This window comes from Streptomyces sp. RerS4 (assembly GCF_023515955.1).
Lineage (GTDB): Bacteria > Actinomycetota > Actinomycetes > Streptomycetales > Streptomycetaceae > Streptomyces.
The window spans coordinates 2,114,996-2,129,371 of sequence record NZ_CP097322.1; the positions used below are offsets into that span (position 1 = coordinate 2,114,996).

Here is a 14,376-nt window from a genome sequence, read left to right on the forward strand (position 1 = left end):
GCACGGGCCGGCACGGACACCCTCCGATCCGGGGCTGATCCCCGTATGATCGGGGGCACCGTTCGGCATGGCGGACTACTCAGTGGGGAATAAGCGCCTCAGTGACCGCGCTGGCGACGGTACGTTTGACGCGTTGATGCTGTGCCGCCGCAGTTTCCTCCCCGGGGCTGTTCGCCACGGGCGTGGTCGCCGCAGTGGTTTTTCGGCGCTGTGGTTTGCAGAATGTGGCGTAGAGGGCGGGTATCACGGGGGCGATTCCCCGCCTATCCTGAAGGGGACCCCTGGTCGCTACCCCCCGCGACCGACGGATGAGGAGGACTCCCGTGCCGCTCTCGGAGCACGAGCAGCGAATGCTCGAGCAGATGGAGCGAGCGCTGTACGCCGAAGACCCCAAGTTCGCGACAGCGCTTGAGGGCAGTGGACTGCGCACGTACACCCGGCGACGGGTCTACCAGGCAGTCGTAGGCATTGTGGTGGGTATCGCGCTCCTCATGACCGGTGTCATCTGGCAGGAAGTGCTCTGGATCAGCGTGGTGGGATTCCTCGTCATGCTGGCCTGTACGGTCCTGGTGGTCACCGGTTGGCGCAAGGCACCCAAGCCCGGCGAGCAGCCCGTCTCCGGAAGTGCAGGCGGTTCGGCCCGTGGCGGCCAGAACCGGCAGCGTCGGTCGATGATGACCCGGATCGAGGAACGGTGGCAGCGCCGCCGTGACGAACAGGGGCAGTAGCCCCGTACAGACTCCGTCGGTGAGGGGACGGTCGCCCGCGTGCGGCCGTCCCCTCACCGTTTCGCCCCTCACCCGGCGCCCGTCTGCGGCATGATGATCGGGTGAGTGTGCTCCCCCTGGTCTTCACCAGCGGCTGGGCCAGCGGGATCAACGCCTACGCCGTGGTCCTCCTGCTCGGCATCTTCGGCGCGACCGGCCTGACCGACGAGGTCCCGGCCTCGCTCCAGCGCACCGACGTGCTGATCGTGGCGGCCGTGCTGTTCCTGTGCGAGGCCGTCGCCGACAAGATCCCCTACGTGGACTCGCTGTGGGACACCGTCCACACGGTGATCCGGCCCGTCTCGGGCGCCGTCGTCGGGGCGCTGCTCGCCGGGCAGAGCGGCTCCCTCTCCGACCTGGCCGCCGGCGCCGTCGGCGGATCCACCGCTCTGGCCAGCCACTTCGTCAAGGCCGGCACGCGGATGGCCATCAACACCTCGCCCGAGCCGGTCACCAACATCGTGGTGAGTACCGCCGAGGACCTCGGCGTCGCCGGGCTCGTCACCTTCGCCATGTTCCACCCGACGGCCGCCGCGGTCATCGCCGCCGTGCTGCTCGTCCTGGGACTGGCCCTGCTGATCTTCCTCTGGAGCCGGATCCGCCGCTTCCTGCGCCGCCGCGCCCAGCGCCGCGAGGAGAAACGCCTCGCGGCGGAGGTCCGCGCCCCCACCGGGGCACCACCGCTCTGAGGCCCTGACCTCCCTCGATAGGCTCATCCGCATGGCACGAATTGCGGTGATCGGCGCCGGCATGGGCGCGATGGCGACGGCGGCCCGACTGGCCGTGGCGGGGCACCGGGTGACGGTGTACGAGCGGGGGGAGACCTACGGCGGCGCCGTCGGCCGGTACGAGCGGGACGGTTTCTCCTTCGACACCGGGCCCGGCGTCCTGCACCTGCCCGCCGTCTACCGCGACCTGTTCGTGAAGACCGGCAAGCGGTCCCTGGAGGACAGCGTCGACCTCGTCCAACTCGACCCGGCCGTCCGGCACGTCATCGGCGACACCCGCGTCACCCTCCCGGGCGCGTCGCGCGGCGGGGTCGCCGCCGCCCTCGACGCGGCCTTCGGCGCGGGCGCCGGCGAGCGCTGGAACGACCTGCTGGGCCGGGCCCGCGACACCTGGGACGCCACCCGCCGCCCCCTCCTGGAGGAGCCGCTGCGCCCCGACTGGCAGGTGCTCGGCCGCGACCCGTACCCGGCGCTGCGCGGCGGCCTGCTGCGCCGCCGCCCGCCGACCCTGGCCGAGGTGGCCCGGCGGGAACTGGGCGGTGGGCTCGCGGAGCTGCTGTGCGGCCGGGTGCGCGCGTACGGGATCGACCCCGCCACGGCGCCCGCCTCGGCGGCGGCGCTGCCCTACATGGAGCAGACGTTCGGCACCTGGTACGTCCGGGGCGGCATGCGCGAGCTGGCGCGCGCCGTGTACGAGCGCTGCCGGGAGCGGAAGGTCGAGTTCGTCTTCGGCGCGGCCGTACGGGAGGTCCTGGCCCGCGACGGGCGCGCCGCCGGGCTGCTGCTGGCCGACGGCACCGAGGCGTCCGCCGACTCCGTCGTCTGCGGGGTCGACCCGCGCGGGCTGCCGGCCGGCTCCGTGCCGCCGCCCGGGGACGCCGTGCCGGCCCGGGGCGGCGAGCTGCCCGGCCGGATCACCCTGATGCTGGCCCTGCGCGGGGCCCGGCGGCCGACGCCGTCCACCGCACGCTGGTGCACTCCCGGGCTCGACGTCACCGTCCTGCGCCCGGACGACCCGGCGGGCCGGCCCGACGCCGACCACGAGGCGGTCACGGTGAGCGCCCTGTGCGGCCCGTCGGGCGGGGCCCCGGTCCCCGACCCCGGGCGGGTGCTGGACGTCGCCGCGCGGGCCGTTCCCGACCTGCGGGAGCGGCTGCTGTGGCAGGAGGTGCGTACGCCGGTGGACGTGGAGGCGGCCACCGGGGCGCCCGGCGGCGCCGTGCCCGCGCCCGCCCTCGCCGGGGCCGGGGGCCGGCTGCTGTACCCGGCCAACGTCACCGGCCTGCCCGGCCTCTACCTCGCGGGCGGCTGGGCGCACCCCGGCGGGGGGCTCGCCCACGCCGGGATGACCGGGGCCCTCGTGGCGGGACTCATCGTGGAGGGCGCGGAGTTCCGGGGCTCACAGTAGTTTCAGCGGTAGCCCCAGTACCGGTGGCCCTCAGTACCGGTAGCCGTTGTCCTGGTACGGGTAGCCCTGGGGCGGCTGCTGTCGGCCGTGGGGGTCGTACGGGTCCGGGGCGGGCTGCTGCTGCTCCGGCGGGCCGTCGGTGGCGCGCTGCTGCGGGACCCACACCCCGCCGGGCGGGGTGTCCATGGAGTACTGCTGCTGCGTGGGGTCGGCGTAGGCGGAGTAGTCGTAGGGCTGCGCCGGGGCGACCGCGCCGCCCGTGCCGATGTACGGGTCCGAGTAGGCGGCGTAGACCTGCTGGTCACCGTAGCCGCCGGGGTACTGGTAGCCCTGGCCCTGCTGCGGGTCCTGGTAGGCCGCGTACTGGTGGGCGTCCTGCTCGGCCGTGGTGAACGGCGAGGCGAAGGCGGCCGTCGCGTCGGGCTGCCGGTCGGCGAAGCTCTGTATCCCGTAGGAGCCGGTGTCCTCGGGGACCGGCTCCGGGGTGAAGACCGGGTCGGCCGCGTCGGCGCGGTCGCTCCGCCCGGCGCGCTCCGGCTCCCGCCCTTCGTACTCCAGGTCGCCGACCTCCAGCTTGGCCGCCTGGCGCGGTCCGCCCTTGGCGCCGCGACGCCGGCCGGACTCCTGCCGTACGGGCTCGCCGCCGCGGCGGAGGGCCCAGCCGGCCACGAAGCCCTTGCGGAAGGAGAGCGTCACCAGGGTCTGGCCGATGGCGAAGGCGGTCGCGCCGACGCCGATGACCAGCACGGAGGGCAGCACCACCCCCGCGACCACGCCGAGGAACCCGGCGAAGGCGAGCAGTCGCCACCGCAGCCGGGCCTTGTACTGCATCAGGACCTCGGCGAGCAGCCACAACGCGACGACACCGAACGCGATGTAGAGAACCGTCATTCCCATGCGTGGCCCACCCTCTCGGTACGGCCGCCCGCACGGGAACGGGGTACGGCCGATCAGGCCCGCTGGTGCAGGCCCAGGTTCTCGTAGATTTCGAGGGTCGCCGTGGAATTGTTCAGCGTGATGAAGTGCAGCCCCGGGACACCCTCGGACAGCAGCCGCGCGCAGAACTCCGTGGCGAACTCGATGCCAATGGAGCGTACAGCGGCCGGATCGTCCTTGACGGCGAGCATGCGCTCTTTCACGTCCGCGGGGAAGACCGCTGTACTCAATTGGGGCAGCCGATCGAGCTGCTTGATGGCCACAACAGGCATGACCTCGGGGATGATCGGGGTCTCACACCCCGCCTTCGCGACACTGTCGCGCAGCCGCAGATAATTCTCCGGATCGAAGAACATCTGGGTGATCGCGTAGTCCGCGCCGGCGCGGCACTTGTCCACGAAGTGCCGGATGTCCGTGTCCCAGTCCACCGAACGGGGGTGCATCTCGGGGAAGGCCGCGACGCCGACGCAGAAGTCGCCGGACTCCTTGAGCAGGCGCACGAGGTCGGCCGCGTAGTCCACGCCCTCGGGGTGGCGGACCCACGGGCCCATGGGGTCGCCCGGCGGGTCGCCGCGCAGGGCGAGCATGTTGCGGATCCCGGCGTCGGCGAACTGGCCGATGACGTGGCGCAGTTCGGCGACCGAGTGGTCGACCGCGGTGAGGTGCGCGACGGGCGTCAGCGTGGTGTCGGCCGCGATCTGCTGCGTGGCGCGTACGGTGCCGCCGCGCGTGGAGCCGCCGGCTCCGTAGGTGACCGAGACGAAGCTCGGCGAGACCGCTTCGATCCGGCGCAGCGCGTTCCAGAGGTTGCGCTCGCCCTTCTCGGTCTTGGGGGCCCAGAACTCGAAGGAGTAGGAGCTCCCGGACGCGAGGAGATCGCGGACCGTGTGTGCACGGTCCGACCAGGTGGAAGCGGTACCAAGAGCCATACGGGCAGGTTAGACGCGGGCCGGCGGTCCCCGAAGCGATGTCCAGCAAGTGGACAGCTTTTTGGACACTATGCCAGGTGGGCGCGGATCCGCTTGGAGAGTTCGGCGGCGGCGGCGTGCGGGTCGGAGGCCTCGGTGATCGCCCGGACGACGACGACGCGGGTGGCGCCGGCGTTCAGGACCTGGTCGAGGTTGCCGCCGTCGATGCCGCCGATGGCGAACCAGGGCCGGTCCTGGCGCAGGGAGGCCGCGTACCGGACGAGGTCGAGGCCGGGGGCGTACCGGCCGGGCTTGGTGGGGGTGGGCCAGCAGGGGCCCGTGCAGAAGTAGTCCACGCCGGGCTCGGCGACGGCGGCGTCCACCTCGGACTCGGCGTGGCAGGAGCGGCCGATCAGGACCCGGTCGCCGAGGATGGCGCGGGCGGCGGGGACGGGGATGTCGCCCTGGCCGAGGTGCAGCACGTCGGAGCCGATGGCGTGCGCGACGTCGGCGCGGTCGTTGACGGCGAGGAGCTTGCCGTGGCGGCGCGCGGCCTCGGCGAAGACCTGGAGGTGTTCGAGCTCCTCGCCGGCCTCCATGCCCTTGTCGCGGAGCTGGACGATGTCGACGCCGCCGGAGAGGGCGGCGTCGAGGAACGCGGGGAGGTCGCCCTGCCGCTTGCGGGCGTCCGTGCACAGGTAGAGCCGGGCGTCGGACAGCTGCATGGGTGTACCCCCTGGTATGGCGGCGTACGGGCCCGGTGGAGGCCCGTACGCCTGTGGATCAGCCGGTCAGAGGGCGAGCGCCTGGGCGCGTCGCTTCACCTCCGTGCCGCGATTCTCGCTCAGCGCCTGCGCGGGGGTGCCGGGCAGGGTGGGGTCGGGCGTGAACATCCACTCCAGGATCTCCGCGTCGGAGAAGCCGTCGTCACGCAGCACGGTCAGCAGACCCACGAGGCCCTTGACCACCTTGTCGCCGTCGATGAACGGGGCGGGCACCTGGAGGGAGCGGTTCTCGCCGCGGCGCACGGCGACCAGCTGACCTTCCTTGACCATCTGGCGGACCCGGGTCACCTCGATGTCGAGCATCTCCGCGATGTCGGGGAGGTACAGCCAGGAGGGGACGAGGGCTTCGATCTTTTCGTCAATCTCGGTCACAGGGACAAGCCTGCCACCTCGGACAGGCCGTCGGTACCCGGCCCCGTCCGTCCGTGGCGGGGACGGTGGGGTGGCGGGTCAGGCGGCGGCGCGTCAGGCGGGGACGGTGGGCCGGCGCGTCAGGCGGTGGCGGTGGGCCGGCGCGTCAGGCGGTGGCGGTCTTCAGGGCGACGGTCGGGTCCGCGACCTTGGCCGGGTCCACCGCGGCACCGGACTCGATCAGCTTGCGGCCCTGCGCCAGGTCCCGGGGCCGGCCCACGGCGAGGACGGCGACGAGCGCGCCGGCGCGCAGCCAGCACACCGACCAGGAGGCGTCCGCCGGGTCGCCGCGCCACAGCAGGGTGTCGGCCCCGCCGTGGTGGCCCGCGTACTGCACGAAGCGGCCGAACTGCTCGGACCAGAAGTACGGCACCGGGTCGTAGGCCCGGACGGGCTCCCCCGCGAGGATGTTCGCGGCGACCGCCCGGGGGCCCTGTAGGGCGTTGTCCCAGTGGTGGACCAGCAGCCGGGCCCCGTAGCGGGCGGAGGGGAAGGAGGCGCAGTCGCCGACGGCGTACACGTCGGGCAGGGAGGTACGCAGGTACGCGTCGGCGGTGACGGAGCCGTCCGGGCCGCGTTCGACGCCGCTCCCGGCCAGCCAGTCGGTCGCGGGGCGGGCGCCGATGCCGACGACCACCGCGCCGGCCGGCAGCTCGCGGCCGTCCGCGAGCCGGACGCGACCCGGTTCGACGGCCGTGACCTGCACGCCGGTGAGCAGCTCCGCGCCGGCCTCGGCGTACCAGCGGGCCATGGGGGCGGCGACCTCGGCGGGCAGGGCTCCGGCCAGGACGCGGTCGGCCGCCTCGACGACGGTCACGGCGCAGCCGGCCTCACGGGCGGCCGTGGCGAACTCGGCGCCGATCCAGCCCGCCCCGACGACCACGGTGGCGGGGGCGGCGGCCAGGACGGGCCGCAGCCGGGCGGCGTCGTCGAGGGTGCGCAGCAGGTGGACGCCGGGGACTCCCTCGGAGCCGGGCAGGGTCAGCGGGCGCGCCCCGGTGGCCAGGACGAGGACCTCGTACGGGACCGGGCCGGCCTCGGTGTCGACGGCGCGGTCGGCGGCGTGCAGTCCGGTGACCTCGACGCCCAGTCGCAGATCGATCCGGAGCCCCTCGAAGTCCACGTCGAAGGCGGAGTCCTCGGCCTTGCCGAGGAGGACCGCCTTGGACAGCGGGGGCCGGTCGTAGGGCTGGTGGGGTTCGGCGCCCAGCAGGGTCACGGGGCCGGTGAAGCCCTGTTCCCGCAAGGCGACCGCCGTCTGCACCCCGGCCATGCCGGCCCCGACGACGACCACGCCGGGCCCCGGCGATGGCGGGGTGGTTTCCGTCGACCTCTGCGTCGACCCCTGCGTCTGCCTCTGCGTCTGCTCGCTCACGGGGTCAGCCTAATGAACTGACGATCCGTCAGGAACAGGGGGCGGGGAGGCGGCGGGGACGCGGCGGGGAGGCAGCCTTACCGGCTCCGGCCGCCGGGGTTAGTCTGGCCACCGTACCTATCGCGGGAGTCCGGGCGCACCGGGCTGAGAGGGAGGCTGGCCGGCCTCCGACCGTACGAACCTGATCCGGGTCATGCCGGCGAAGGGAGGGGCTGGACGCCCATGCACTCATCACGGAACGGATCCCCCGAAACGGCCGGATCCGACGTCCTCGTCATCGGCGGCGGCATCATCGGCCTGGTCACCGCCTGGCGCGCGGCCCGGCGCGGGCTGCGCGTCGCGCTCGCCGATCCGGACCCCGGCGGCGGCGCCGCGCGGGTCGCGGCGGGCATGCTGGCCGCCGTCACCGAACTGCACTACGGCGAGGAGACCCTGCTCGGGCTCAACGTCGCTTCCGCCGAGCGCTATCCGCGCTTCGCCGCCGAACTCGTCGAAGCCAGCGGCGGCATGGACCTCGGCTACCGCGCCTGCGGCACCCTCGCCGTGGCCCTTGACGCCGACGACCGCCTCCACCTGCGGGAACTGCACGCCCTCCAGCGGCGCTGCGGTCTGGAGTCCGAGTGGCTCACCGGCCGCGAGTGCCGCCGCCTGGAGCCGATGCTGGCGCCGGGCGTGCGCGGCGGGCTGCGCGTCGACGGCGACCACCAAGTGGACCCGCGCCGCCTGGCGGCGGCCCTGCTGGCCGCCTGCGAGCGGACCGGGGTCACCGTCCACCGGGCGCGGGCGGTCCGGCTGCTGACCGGGGCCGACCGGGCGGTGGGCGCCGAGCTGGAGGACGGTACGGCGCTCCCCGCCGATCAGGTGGTCCTGGCGGCGGGCTCGCTCAGCTCGCGGCTGGCGGGCGTACCGCCGGAGGTGGCGGTGCCCGTGCGGCCGGTGAAGGGGCAGGTGCTGCGGCTGTCGGTGCCGGCCGCGTACGCGCCGTTCCTGTCGCGGACCGTACGGGCCGTCGTACGCGGCAGCCACGTCTACCTGGTGCCGCGCGAGAACGGCGAACTCGTCGTCGGCGCCACCAGCGAGGAACTCGGCTGGGACACCACGGTCACCGCGGGCGGCGTGTACGAGCTGCTGCGCGACGCCCACGAACTGGTCCCCGGCATCACCGAACTCCCCCTCACCGAGACCCGCGCCGGCCTGCGCCCCGGCTCCCCCGACAACGCGCCGCTCATCGGCCCGACCGACCTGCCCGGCCTGCACCTGGCCACCGGCCACTACCGCAACGGGGTGCTGCTGACCCCGCTCACCGGCGACGTGATGGCGGAACTGCTGACCACCGGGGTCGTCCCGGAGATCGCCCGCCCCTTCAGCCCGCGCCGCTTCTCCTCCACGCGTCAGGAGTCCTACGCATGACCATCTCCGTCAACGGCGAGCCGCGCGAGGTCGCGGCCGGCACCACCCTCGACGCGGTGGTCGCCACCCTCAGCACGGCGCCCTCGGGCGTCGCCGCCGCCCTCAACGAGACCGTCGTCCCGCGCGGACAGTGGTCGCACACCCCGGTCGGCGACGGCGACCGGATCGAGGTCCTCACCGCCGTGCAGGGAGGCTGAGCGCGATGGCGGACGATCTCTTCTCCCTCGGCGGCCGGACCTTCACCTCCCGGCTGATCATGGGCACGGGCGGGGCGCCGAGCCTGGACCTCCTCGAACGCGCCCTGATCGCCTCCGGCACCGAACTGACCACGGTGGCCATGCGCCGCCTGGACCCGACGGTGCAGGGCTCGGTCCTGTCCGTACTGGACAAGCTGGGCATCGCCGTCCTGCCGAACACGGCCGGCTGCTTCACGGCGGGCGAGGCGGTGCTCACGGCGCGCCTCGCGCGGGAGGCGCTCGGCACCGACTGGATCAAGCTGGAGGTCGTCGCGGACGAGCGGACGCTCCTGCCCGACGGCGTCGAGCTGCTGGACGCCGCCGAGATCCTGGTCGACGAGGGCTTCACGGTGCTCCCGTACACCAACGACGACCCGGTGCTCGCCCGCAAGCTGGAGGACGTGGGCTGCGCGGCGATCATGCCGCTCGGCTCCCCCATCGGCTCGGGCATGGGCATCCGCAACCCGCACAACTTCGAGCTGATCGCGGAGCGGGCGGGGGTGCCGGTGATCCTGGACGCGGGGGCCGGCACGGCGTCCGACGTGGCCCTGGCCATGGAACTGGGCTGCGCGGCGGTGATGCTGGCCTCGGCGGTGACCCGGGCGCAGCAGCCGGTCCTGATGGCCGCCGCCATGCGCGACGCCGTCTCGGCGGGCCGCCTGGCCCACCGCGCCGGCCGCATCCCCCAACGCCGCTTCGCGCAACCCTCCTCCCCGCCGGAGGGCCGCGCCGCCCTGGACCCGGAACGCCCGGCGTTCTGAGGGCGCGGGGGTACGGGTCATGCGGCGCGGGCCCGCTATCACCCCCTCGACCCCCGGGGGCGGGGCGGGGGCTGCCCACCCGCCCCCCCGGCCCGCCCCAGGGGGTCGAGGGGTGATAGCGGGCCCGCGCCGCAAGCTCCGTACGCCGCGCCCGCCCCCCTCATGTCACGGCTGCGCTGCAAGCCTGGACGCCCCGGACGGGGCAAACGTGCCGGCTCGTAGAATCGGCGGGTGGATACGACCCTGGATGACCCCCTCGTCGGGCGCGTGCTCGACGGCCGCTACCGCGTAGACGCCCGCATCGCGGCCGGCGGCATGGCAACGGTCTACCGGACCGTCGACACCCGCCTCGACCGCGTCCTCGCGCTGAAGGTCATGCACCCGGCCCTCGCCGCCGACGCCGCCTTCGTGGACCGCTTCATCCGCGAGGCCAAATCCGTGGCGCGGCTCGCCCACCCCAACGTCGTCGCCGTCTTCGACCAGGGCACGGACGGCCCGTACGTCTACCTCGCCATGGAGTACGTCTCCGGCTGCACCCTGCGTGACGTCCTGCGCGAGCGCGGCGCCCTCCAGCCCCGCGCCGCACTCGACATCCTGGAGCCGGTCCTCGCCGCCCTCGGCGCCGCGCACCGGGCCGGTTTCGTGCACCGCGACATGAAGCCCGAGAACGTCCTGATCGGCGACGACGGCCGCGTCAAGGTCGCCGACTTCGGCCTGGTCCGCTCCGTCGACACGGTCACCAGCACCACCGGCGCCGTCCTCGGCACCGTCTCCTACCTGGCGCCCGAGCAGATCGAGAGCGGTGTCGCCGACACCCGCGTGGACGTCTACGCCTGCGGCGTCGTGCTGTACGAGATGCTCACCGGCTCCAAGCCGCACATCGGCGGCACCCCCGCCCAGGTGCTCTACCAGCACCTCCACGAGGACGTGCCGCCTCCCTCGGCCGCCGTACCCGGCCTGCCCGCCGCCCTCGACGAGCTGGTCGCGCACGCCACCTCCCGCTCCCCCGAGCTGCGCCCGCACGACGCCGCGGCGCTGCTCGGGCTGGTCCGCGAGGCCCGCGCGCGGCTCGGCGACACCGAGCTGGACGCCGTACCGCCACAGGCGCGCGCCGAGGTGCGGTCGTCCACGGAGGACCGCACCAGCGTGATCCCCCGCCCGGTGGAGGAGCGGCAGCCGGTGCACCACACCTCGCGCCTGACGATGCCCCCCGCGCCACCCGCCCCGGCCCCCGCCTCCCGGCGCCTGCCCCGCCCGCGCCGGGGCGTGGTCCTCGTGGTGACCGCCGTACTGCTCGCCCTCGGGCTCGGCGTCGGCGTCTGGTACATCAACTCCGGCCAGTTCACGAAGGTCCCCAACCTCCTCGGCAAGACGGAGGAGCAGGCCCGCTCCCAGCTGTCCGCCGCCGGTCTCGGCGTCAAGAGCGTCGAGCGCAAGTTCAGCGACGCCTTCGACCGCGGGACGGTGATGAACACCGACCCCGGCGGCGGCAAGCGCATCCGCGGCAACGGCGCGGTGGCGCTCACCATCTCCCGGGGCCCCGAGACCGTCAGCGTGCCCGACCTGAAGGGCCGACCGCTCCAGGAGGCCCAGAGCGAGCTGACGAAGACGGGTCTGGCGCCCGGCATCGTCACGCAGGCCTTCAGCCAGGACGTCGCCCAGGGGTCGGTGATCAGCACCGACCCGGCGGGCGGCCAGAAGCGGGCCCCCGACACGGCCGTCGCGCTCGTGGTCAGCAAGGGCAAGCCGGTGCCGGTGCCCAGCGTGGTCGGCCTCGACCTGGCCGCCGCGAAGGCGCAGCTGGAGGGGATCGGCCTGAAGGTGGCCACCGCCCCGGAGGCCGTGAACTCCGCGCAGCCGGCCGGTCGCGTCGCGAACCAGTCGCTCGCCCCGGGCGCCCAGGCCGCCGCCGGCGACACGGTGACGCTGACCGCCTCCAAGGGCCCGCGCCAGGTCCAGGTGCCGGACGTGACGAACCAGGATGCGGACACGGCCCGCAGGACGCTGGAGGCGCTGGGCTTCAAGGTGAAGGTGGAGAAGCCGTTCCTGTCCTTCAGCAACACCGTGGACACCCAGTCGGTGCCGGGCGGCCAGAGCGCCGCCGAGGGCTCCACGATCACCCTACAGACCAAGGGACTTTGAAACCTCCCCCTCGTGAACGAGGGGGATTCCTAGCTCACTTCGCCTGACGCCTAGCAGGTGGCAGGGCTTACAAGATCAGCACTAGCCGGGTCGAGACCAGCCCGGACAAGCATCACGCGGGCGGAGTTCTTGTCCCTGGGCGAGACGGCTCCGCACGCGGTGCACGTATACGTACGTTCGGAGAGGGGGAGTGCGTGCTTGGCTCTCGCTCCGCACTGTGCGCAGTCCATGGTGGTGTGCGCGGGGTGGACCAGGTGCACGGTCCGGCCGTGCTTGCGGCCCATCTCCATCAGGGCACGCTTGGTCGCGCCGATCGCGGCGTCCGCCGCCTTCCTCGCCATGGTGGACTGCGCGAGGAACTTCGGCCGGAAGTCCTCCACCGCCAGAGCGTCGTGGTCACGGACCACGCGCTTGGCCCACTTTCGGGCCGTGTCCTGCCGCTGACCGGCGACCTTCTTGTAGAGCTTGGAGCGGAGCTTCTTCGCGTGCCGGTAGCCCTTCGAACCAGCATGGCCCCTCTTGGGCTTGCGCCTAGCCATCATCCGGTCGTAGCGGGTCAGCTTTTCCTGCGCCTTCCTGCCGTGCTGCGCGTGGGGCAGGTCGTGAGCGTCGGATGTGGTGGTCGCGGTCTCCTTGACGCCCCAGTCGATGCCGATCACCCTGCCCGTGGCGGCCAGCGGCTCGGTCTCGGTCTCGGTCGCGACGACGAAACCGGCGTACCACGCCCCGGCGCTGTCCTGGTACACGCGCACGGATGTCGGGTCGGCCGGAAGGCCCCGCGACCACACCACGGTCAAGACGATGCCGCCCGCCAGGTGCAGACGGCCGTCCCTGATCCGAAAGCCGCGCCGCGTGTAGTTCAGACTCGGCAAAGCCTCACGCTTCTTCTTCGGCCTGGGGATCCCGGCACGCTGCCGCACCGGCAGCCTCGCCCTGATGTCCTTCACCGCCTTCGCGCGGGACGTGCCGAAGTCCCGGATGATCTGCTGCTGAGGAACCGAGCTTCCCTCACGCAGCCATCCCATGGCGGTGCGGGCCTCGGTCAGCATCCTGTCGAGTCGCGCCGGACCGCACGTCGCCTTCTCCCCGGCCGTTTTGTTGCCGATGTGGACCCTGAGGGACACGGCAACGCACTCGTTCCACGGCCAACGGCACCGCGCCCACTCGCCTTCAAGCCCGGTGAGCGCGGTGGCCGACACACGCAGGCGGAAGGTGTACCGGGCGAGCCCGGCCCCCTGCGCTGTCTCCTACGTCGTCGCCATGGTCAAGACCGTAGCCCCGCCCACTGACAATCAACCGAAAGTGCAGGTCACAGCAGATGCGCAGAGAACTCCGCCGCTTCGCGGCTCCGCCCCGAGGACCCATTCCTCCCCGGCCTGAAGACCGGGGCCTCCTGGAAGAAATCAGGTGACGGGCCAGTGATACGCAATCCCGTGGGCGGGCACGTGCCCGTCGCCGGTGGGCTGGCTTCGGTCGGCCTCTCCTACGCCCGTGAGATGGGCGCCGAGGCCGTCCAGGTCTTCGTCGCGAACCCGCGCGGCTGGGCCACCCCCACCGGGAACCCGGCGCAGGACGAGCTGTTCCGCGCCGGCTGCGCCGAGGCGTCGATCCCGGCGTACGTGCACGCGCCGTACCTGATCAACTTCGGCTCGCACACCGAGGCGACGGTGGAGAAGTCGGTGGAGTCCCTGCGCCACTCGCTGCGCCGGGGCCGCGAGATCGGCGCCCTCGGGGTGGTCGTGCACACCGGCTCGGCGACTGGAGGCCGGCCGCGCGAGGCGGCGTACGCGCAGGTCAGGGAGCACTTGCTGCCGCTGCTGGACGAGTTGACGCACGACGACGACCCGTTCCTGCTGCTGGAATCCACCGCCGGCCAGGGCTCCTCGCTCTGCTCGCGGACCTGGGACTTCGGCCCGTACTTCGAGGCCCTCGACCACCATCCGAAGCTGGGCGTCTGCCTGGACACCTGCCACATCTTCGCGGCCGGCCACGACCTCGCGGAGCCGGGCGGCGCGAAGCAGACCCTCGACCTGCTGGTGGAGGCGGTCGGCGCGGGCCGGCTGAAGCTGATCCACGCCAACGACTCCAAGGAGGGCGTCGGCGCGCACAAGGACCGGCACGCCAACATCGGGCAGGGCCACATCGGGCGGGACGCCTTCGCCGAACTGTTCTCGCACGCCGAGATGGACGGCGTTCCGCTGATCATCGAGACGCCGGGCGGCAAGGAAGGGCACGCCGCGGACGTGGCCCTGCTGAAGGAGCTGCGCGACTCCCACTGATCCGGAGATCCCTTCACGCCGCACCGGTGCTCGGCATGGTCATCGGCACCGCGCTCGGCTGGGGGAACGTCCCGACGATGGCCCTCGCGATCGCCTCGCGTTCTTCTTCGGCCACGCGTTCACCCTGCGCGGGATCCTCGCCGCCGGAGTGGACTTCCGTTCGGCCGTTCGGGTGGCGTTGGCAGCGGACACCCTTTCGATCGCCGTCATGGAACTGATGATCCGCCGGA

At 73.2% G+C, this 14,376-nt stretch carries 14 protein-coding genes, 1 pseudogene and 1 riboswitch; of the genes and pseudogenes, 9 read left to right on the top strand and 6 right to left on the bottom strand.

All coding sequences use genetic code 11. The annotated features are described in order from the left end of the window. Nucleotides 1-323 precede the first annotated feature (323 nt). From M4D82_RS09700 to M4D82_RS09710, 3 genes are all read left to right on the top strand, one after another. Entirely contained in the window at nucleotides 324-728 is a 405-nt protein-coding gene (locus M4D82_RS09700; protein ID WP_249765650.1) for an SCO2097 family morphological protein, read from the top strand. Between the two features lie 101 nt (nucleotides 729-829). Beyond that, nucleotides 830-1,456 (top strand): DUF4126 domain-containing protein, encoded by a 627-nt coding sequence (locus M4D82_RS09705; RefSeq protein ID WP_249765651.1) that lies wholly within the window; start codon nucleotides 830-832, stop codon nucleotides 1,454-1,456. A 31-nt stretch (nucleotides 1,457-1,487) separates the two neighbouring features. Next, nucleotides 1,488-2,903 (top strand): phytoene desaturase family protein, encoded by a 1,416-nt coding sequence (locus M4D82_RS09710; protein ID WP_249765652.1) that lies wholly within the window; start codon nucleotides 1,488-1,490, stop codon nucleotides 2,901-2,903. A gap of 30 nt (nucleotides 2,904-2,933) precedes the next feature. On the opposite strand, the gene M4D82_RS09715 is transcribed toward M4D82_RS09710, so the two are convergent. The 5 genes from M4D82_RS09715 to M4D82_RS09735 all read right to left on the bottom strand — a co-directional run bounded on the left by M4D82_RS09715 (nucleotide 2,934) and on the right by M4D82_RS09735 (nucleotide 7,318). Then, nucleotides 2,934-3,800 (bottom strand): hypothetical protein, encoded by an 867-nt coding sequence (locus tag M4D82_RS09715; RefSeq protein WP_249765653.1) that lies wholly within the window; start codon nucleotides 3,798-3,800, stop codon nucleotides 2,934-2,936. A gap of 53 nt (nucleotides 3,801-3,853) precedes the next feature. Beyond that, a complete protein-coding gene (gene metF, locus M4D82_RS09720) occupies nucleotides 3,854-4,768 on the bottom strand; it encodes a methylenetetrahydrofolate reductase [NAD(P)H] (RefSeq protein WP_249765654.1) in 915 nt (304 codons plus the stop codon). Nucleotides 4,769-4,836: 68 nt separating this feature from the next. Continuing rightward, nucleotides 4,837-5,472, bottom strand: coding sequence for a thiamine phosphate synthase (thiE, locus tag M4D82_RS09725; protein WP_249765655.1), 636 nt, complete (start codon nucleotides 5,470-5,472; stop codon nucleotides 4,837-4,839). Between the two features lie 66 nt (nucleotides 5,473-5,538). Beyond that, nucleotides 5,539-5,904 carry an Rv2175c family DNA-binding protein gene (locus M4D82_RS09730; protein WP_249765656.1) on the bottom strand — a complete coding sequence of 122 codons (366 nt, stop codon included), beginning with the start codon at nucleotides 5,902-5,904 and terminating at the stop codon, nucleotides 5,539-5,541. 145 nt (nucleotides 5,905-6,049) lie between these two features. Further along, the gene (locus M4D82_RS09735) at nucleotides 6,050-7,318 is read right to left on the bottom strand and encodes an NAD(P)/FAD-dependent oxidoreductase (RefSeq protein ID WP_502988896.1); all 1,269 of its coding nucleotides are present in this window, start codon (nucleotides 7,316-7,318) and stop codon (nucleotides 6,050-6,052) included. Nucleotides 7,319-7,430: 112 nt separating this feature from the next. Then, nucleotides 7,431-7,543, top strand: a riboswitch (TPP riboswitch). Here M4D82_RS09735 and thiO point away from each other — a divergent pair. The 4 genes from thiO to pknB all read left to right on the top strand — a co-directional run bounded on the left by thiO (nucleotide 7,541) and on the right by pknB (nucleotide 11,867). Continuing rightward, the gene (gene thiO / locus M4D82_RS09740; protein ID WP_249765657.1) at nucleotides 7,541-8,728 is read left to right on the top strand and encodes a glycine oxidase ThiO; all 1,188 of its coding nucleotides are present in this window, start codon (nucleotides 7,541-7,543) and stop codon (nucleotides 8,726-8,728) included. (Overlaps the previous riboswitch by 3 nt.) Then, nucleotides 8,725-8,925 (top strand): sulfur carrier protein ThiS, encoded by a 201-nt coding sequence (gene thiS / locus M4D82_RS09745; RefSeq protein WP_249765658.1) that lies wholly within the window; start codon nucleotides 8,725-8,727, stop codon nucleotides 8,923-8,925. The genes thiO and thiS overlap by 4 nt, the downstream gene beginning before the upstream one ends. Nucleotides 8,926-8,930: 5 nt before the next feature. Further along, entirely contained in the window at nucleotides 8,931-9,725 is a 795-nt protein-coding gene (locus M4D82_RS09750) for a thiazole synthase (protein ID WP_249765659.1), read from the top strand. Between the two features lie 231 nt (nucleotides 9,726-9,956). Continuing rightward, complete coding sequence (gene pknB / locus M4D82_RS09755) at nucleotides 9,957-11,867, top strand: Stk1 family PASTA domain-containing Ser/Thr kinase (protein ID WP_249765660.1); 1,911 nt, start codon at nucleotides 9,957-9,959, stop codon at nucleotides 11,865-11,867. Nucleotides 11,868-11,917: 50 nt separating this feature from the next. On the opposite strand, the gene M4D82_RS09760 is transcribed toward pknB, so the two are convergent. Then, entirely contained in the window at nucleotides 11,918-13,066 is a 1,149-nt protein-coding gene (locus M4D82_RS09760) for an RNA-guided endonuclease InsQ/TnpB family protein (protein WP_502988897.1), read from the bottom strand. 222 nt (nucleotides 13,067-13,288) lie between these two features. Here M4D82_RS09760 and M4D82_RS09765 point away from each other — a divergent pair, with 222 nt between their 5' ends. Both M4D82_RS09765 and M4D82_RS09770 read left to right on the top strand, forming a co-directional pair. Next, nucleotides 13,289-14,146: a deoxyribonuclease IV gene (locus M4D82_RS09765; protein ID WP_249771647.1), complete on the top strand. Its 858-nt coding sequence runs from the start codon at nucleotides 13,289-13,291 to the stop codon at nucleotides 14,144-14,146. Nucleotides 14,147-14,172: 26 nt separating this feature from the next. After that, a pseudogene (locus M4D82_RS09770) lies at nucleotides 14,173-14,366 on the top strand (DUF4396 domain-containing protein); the annotation flags it as partial. Between the last annotated feature and the right edge of the window lie 10 nt (nucleotides 14,367-14,376).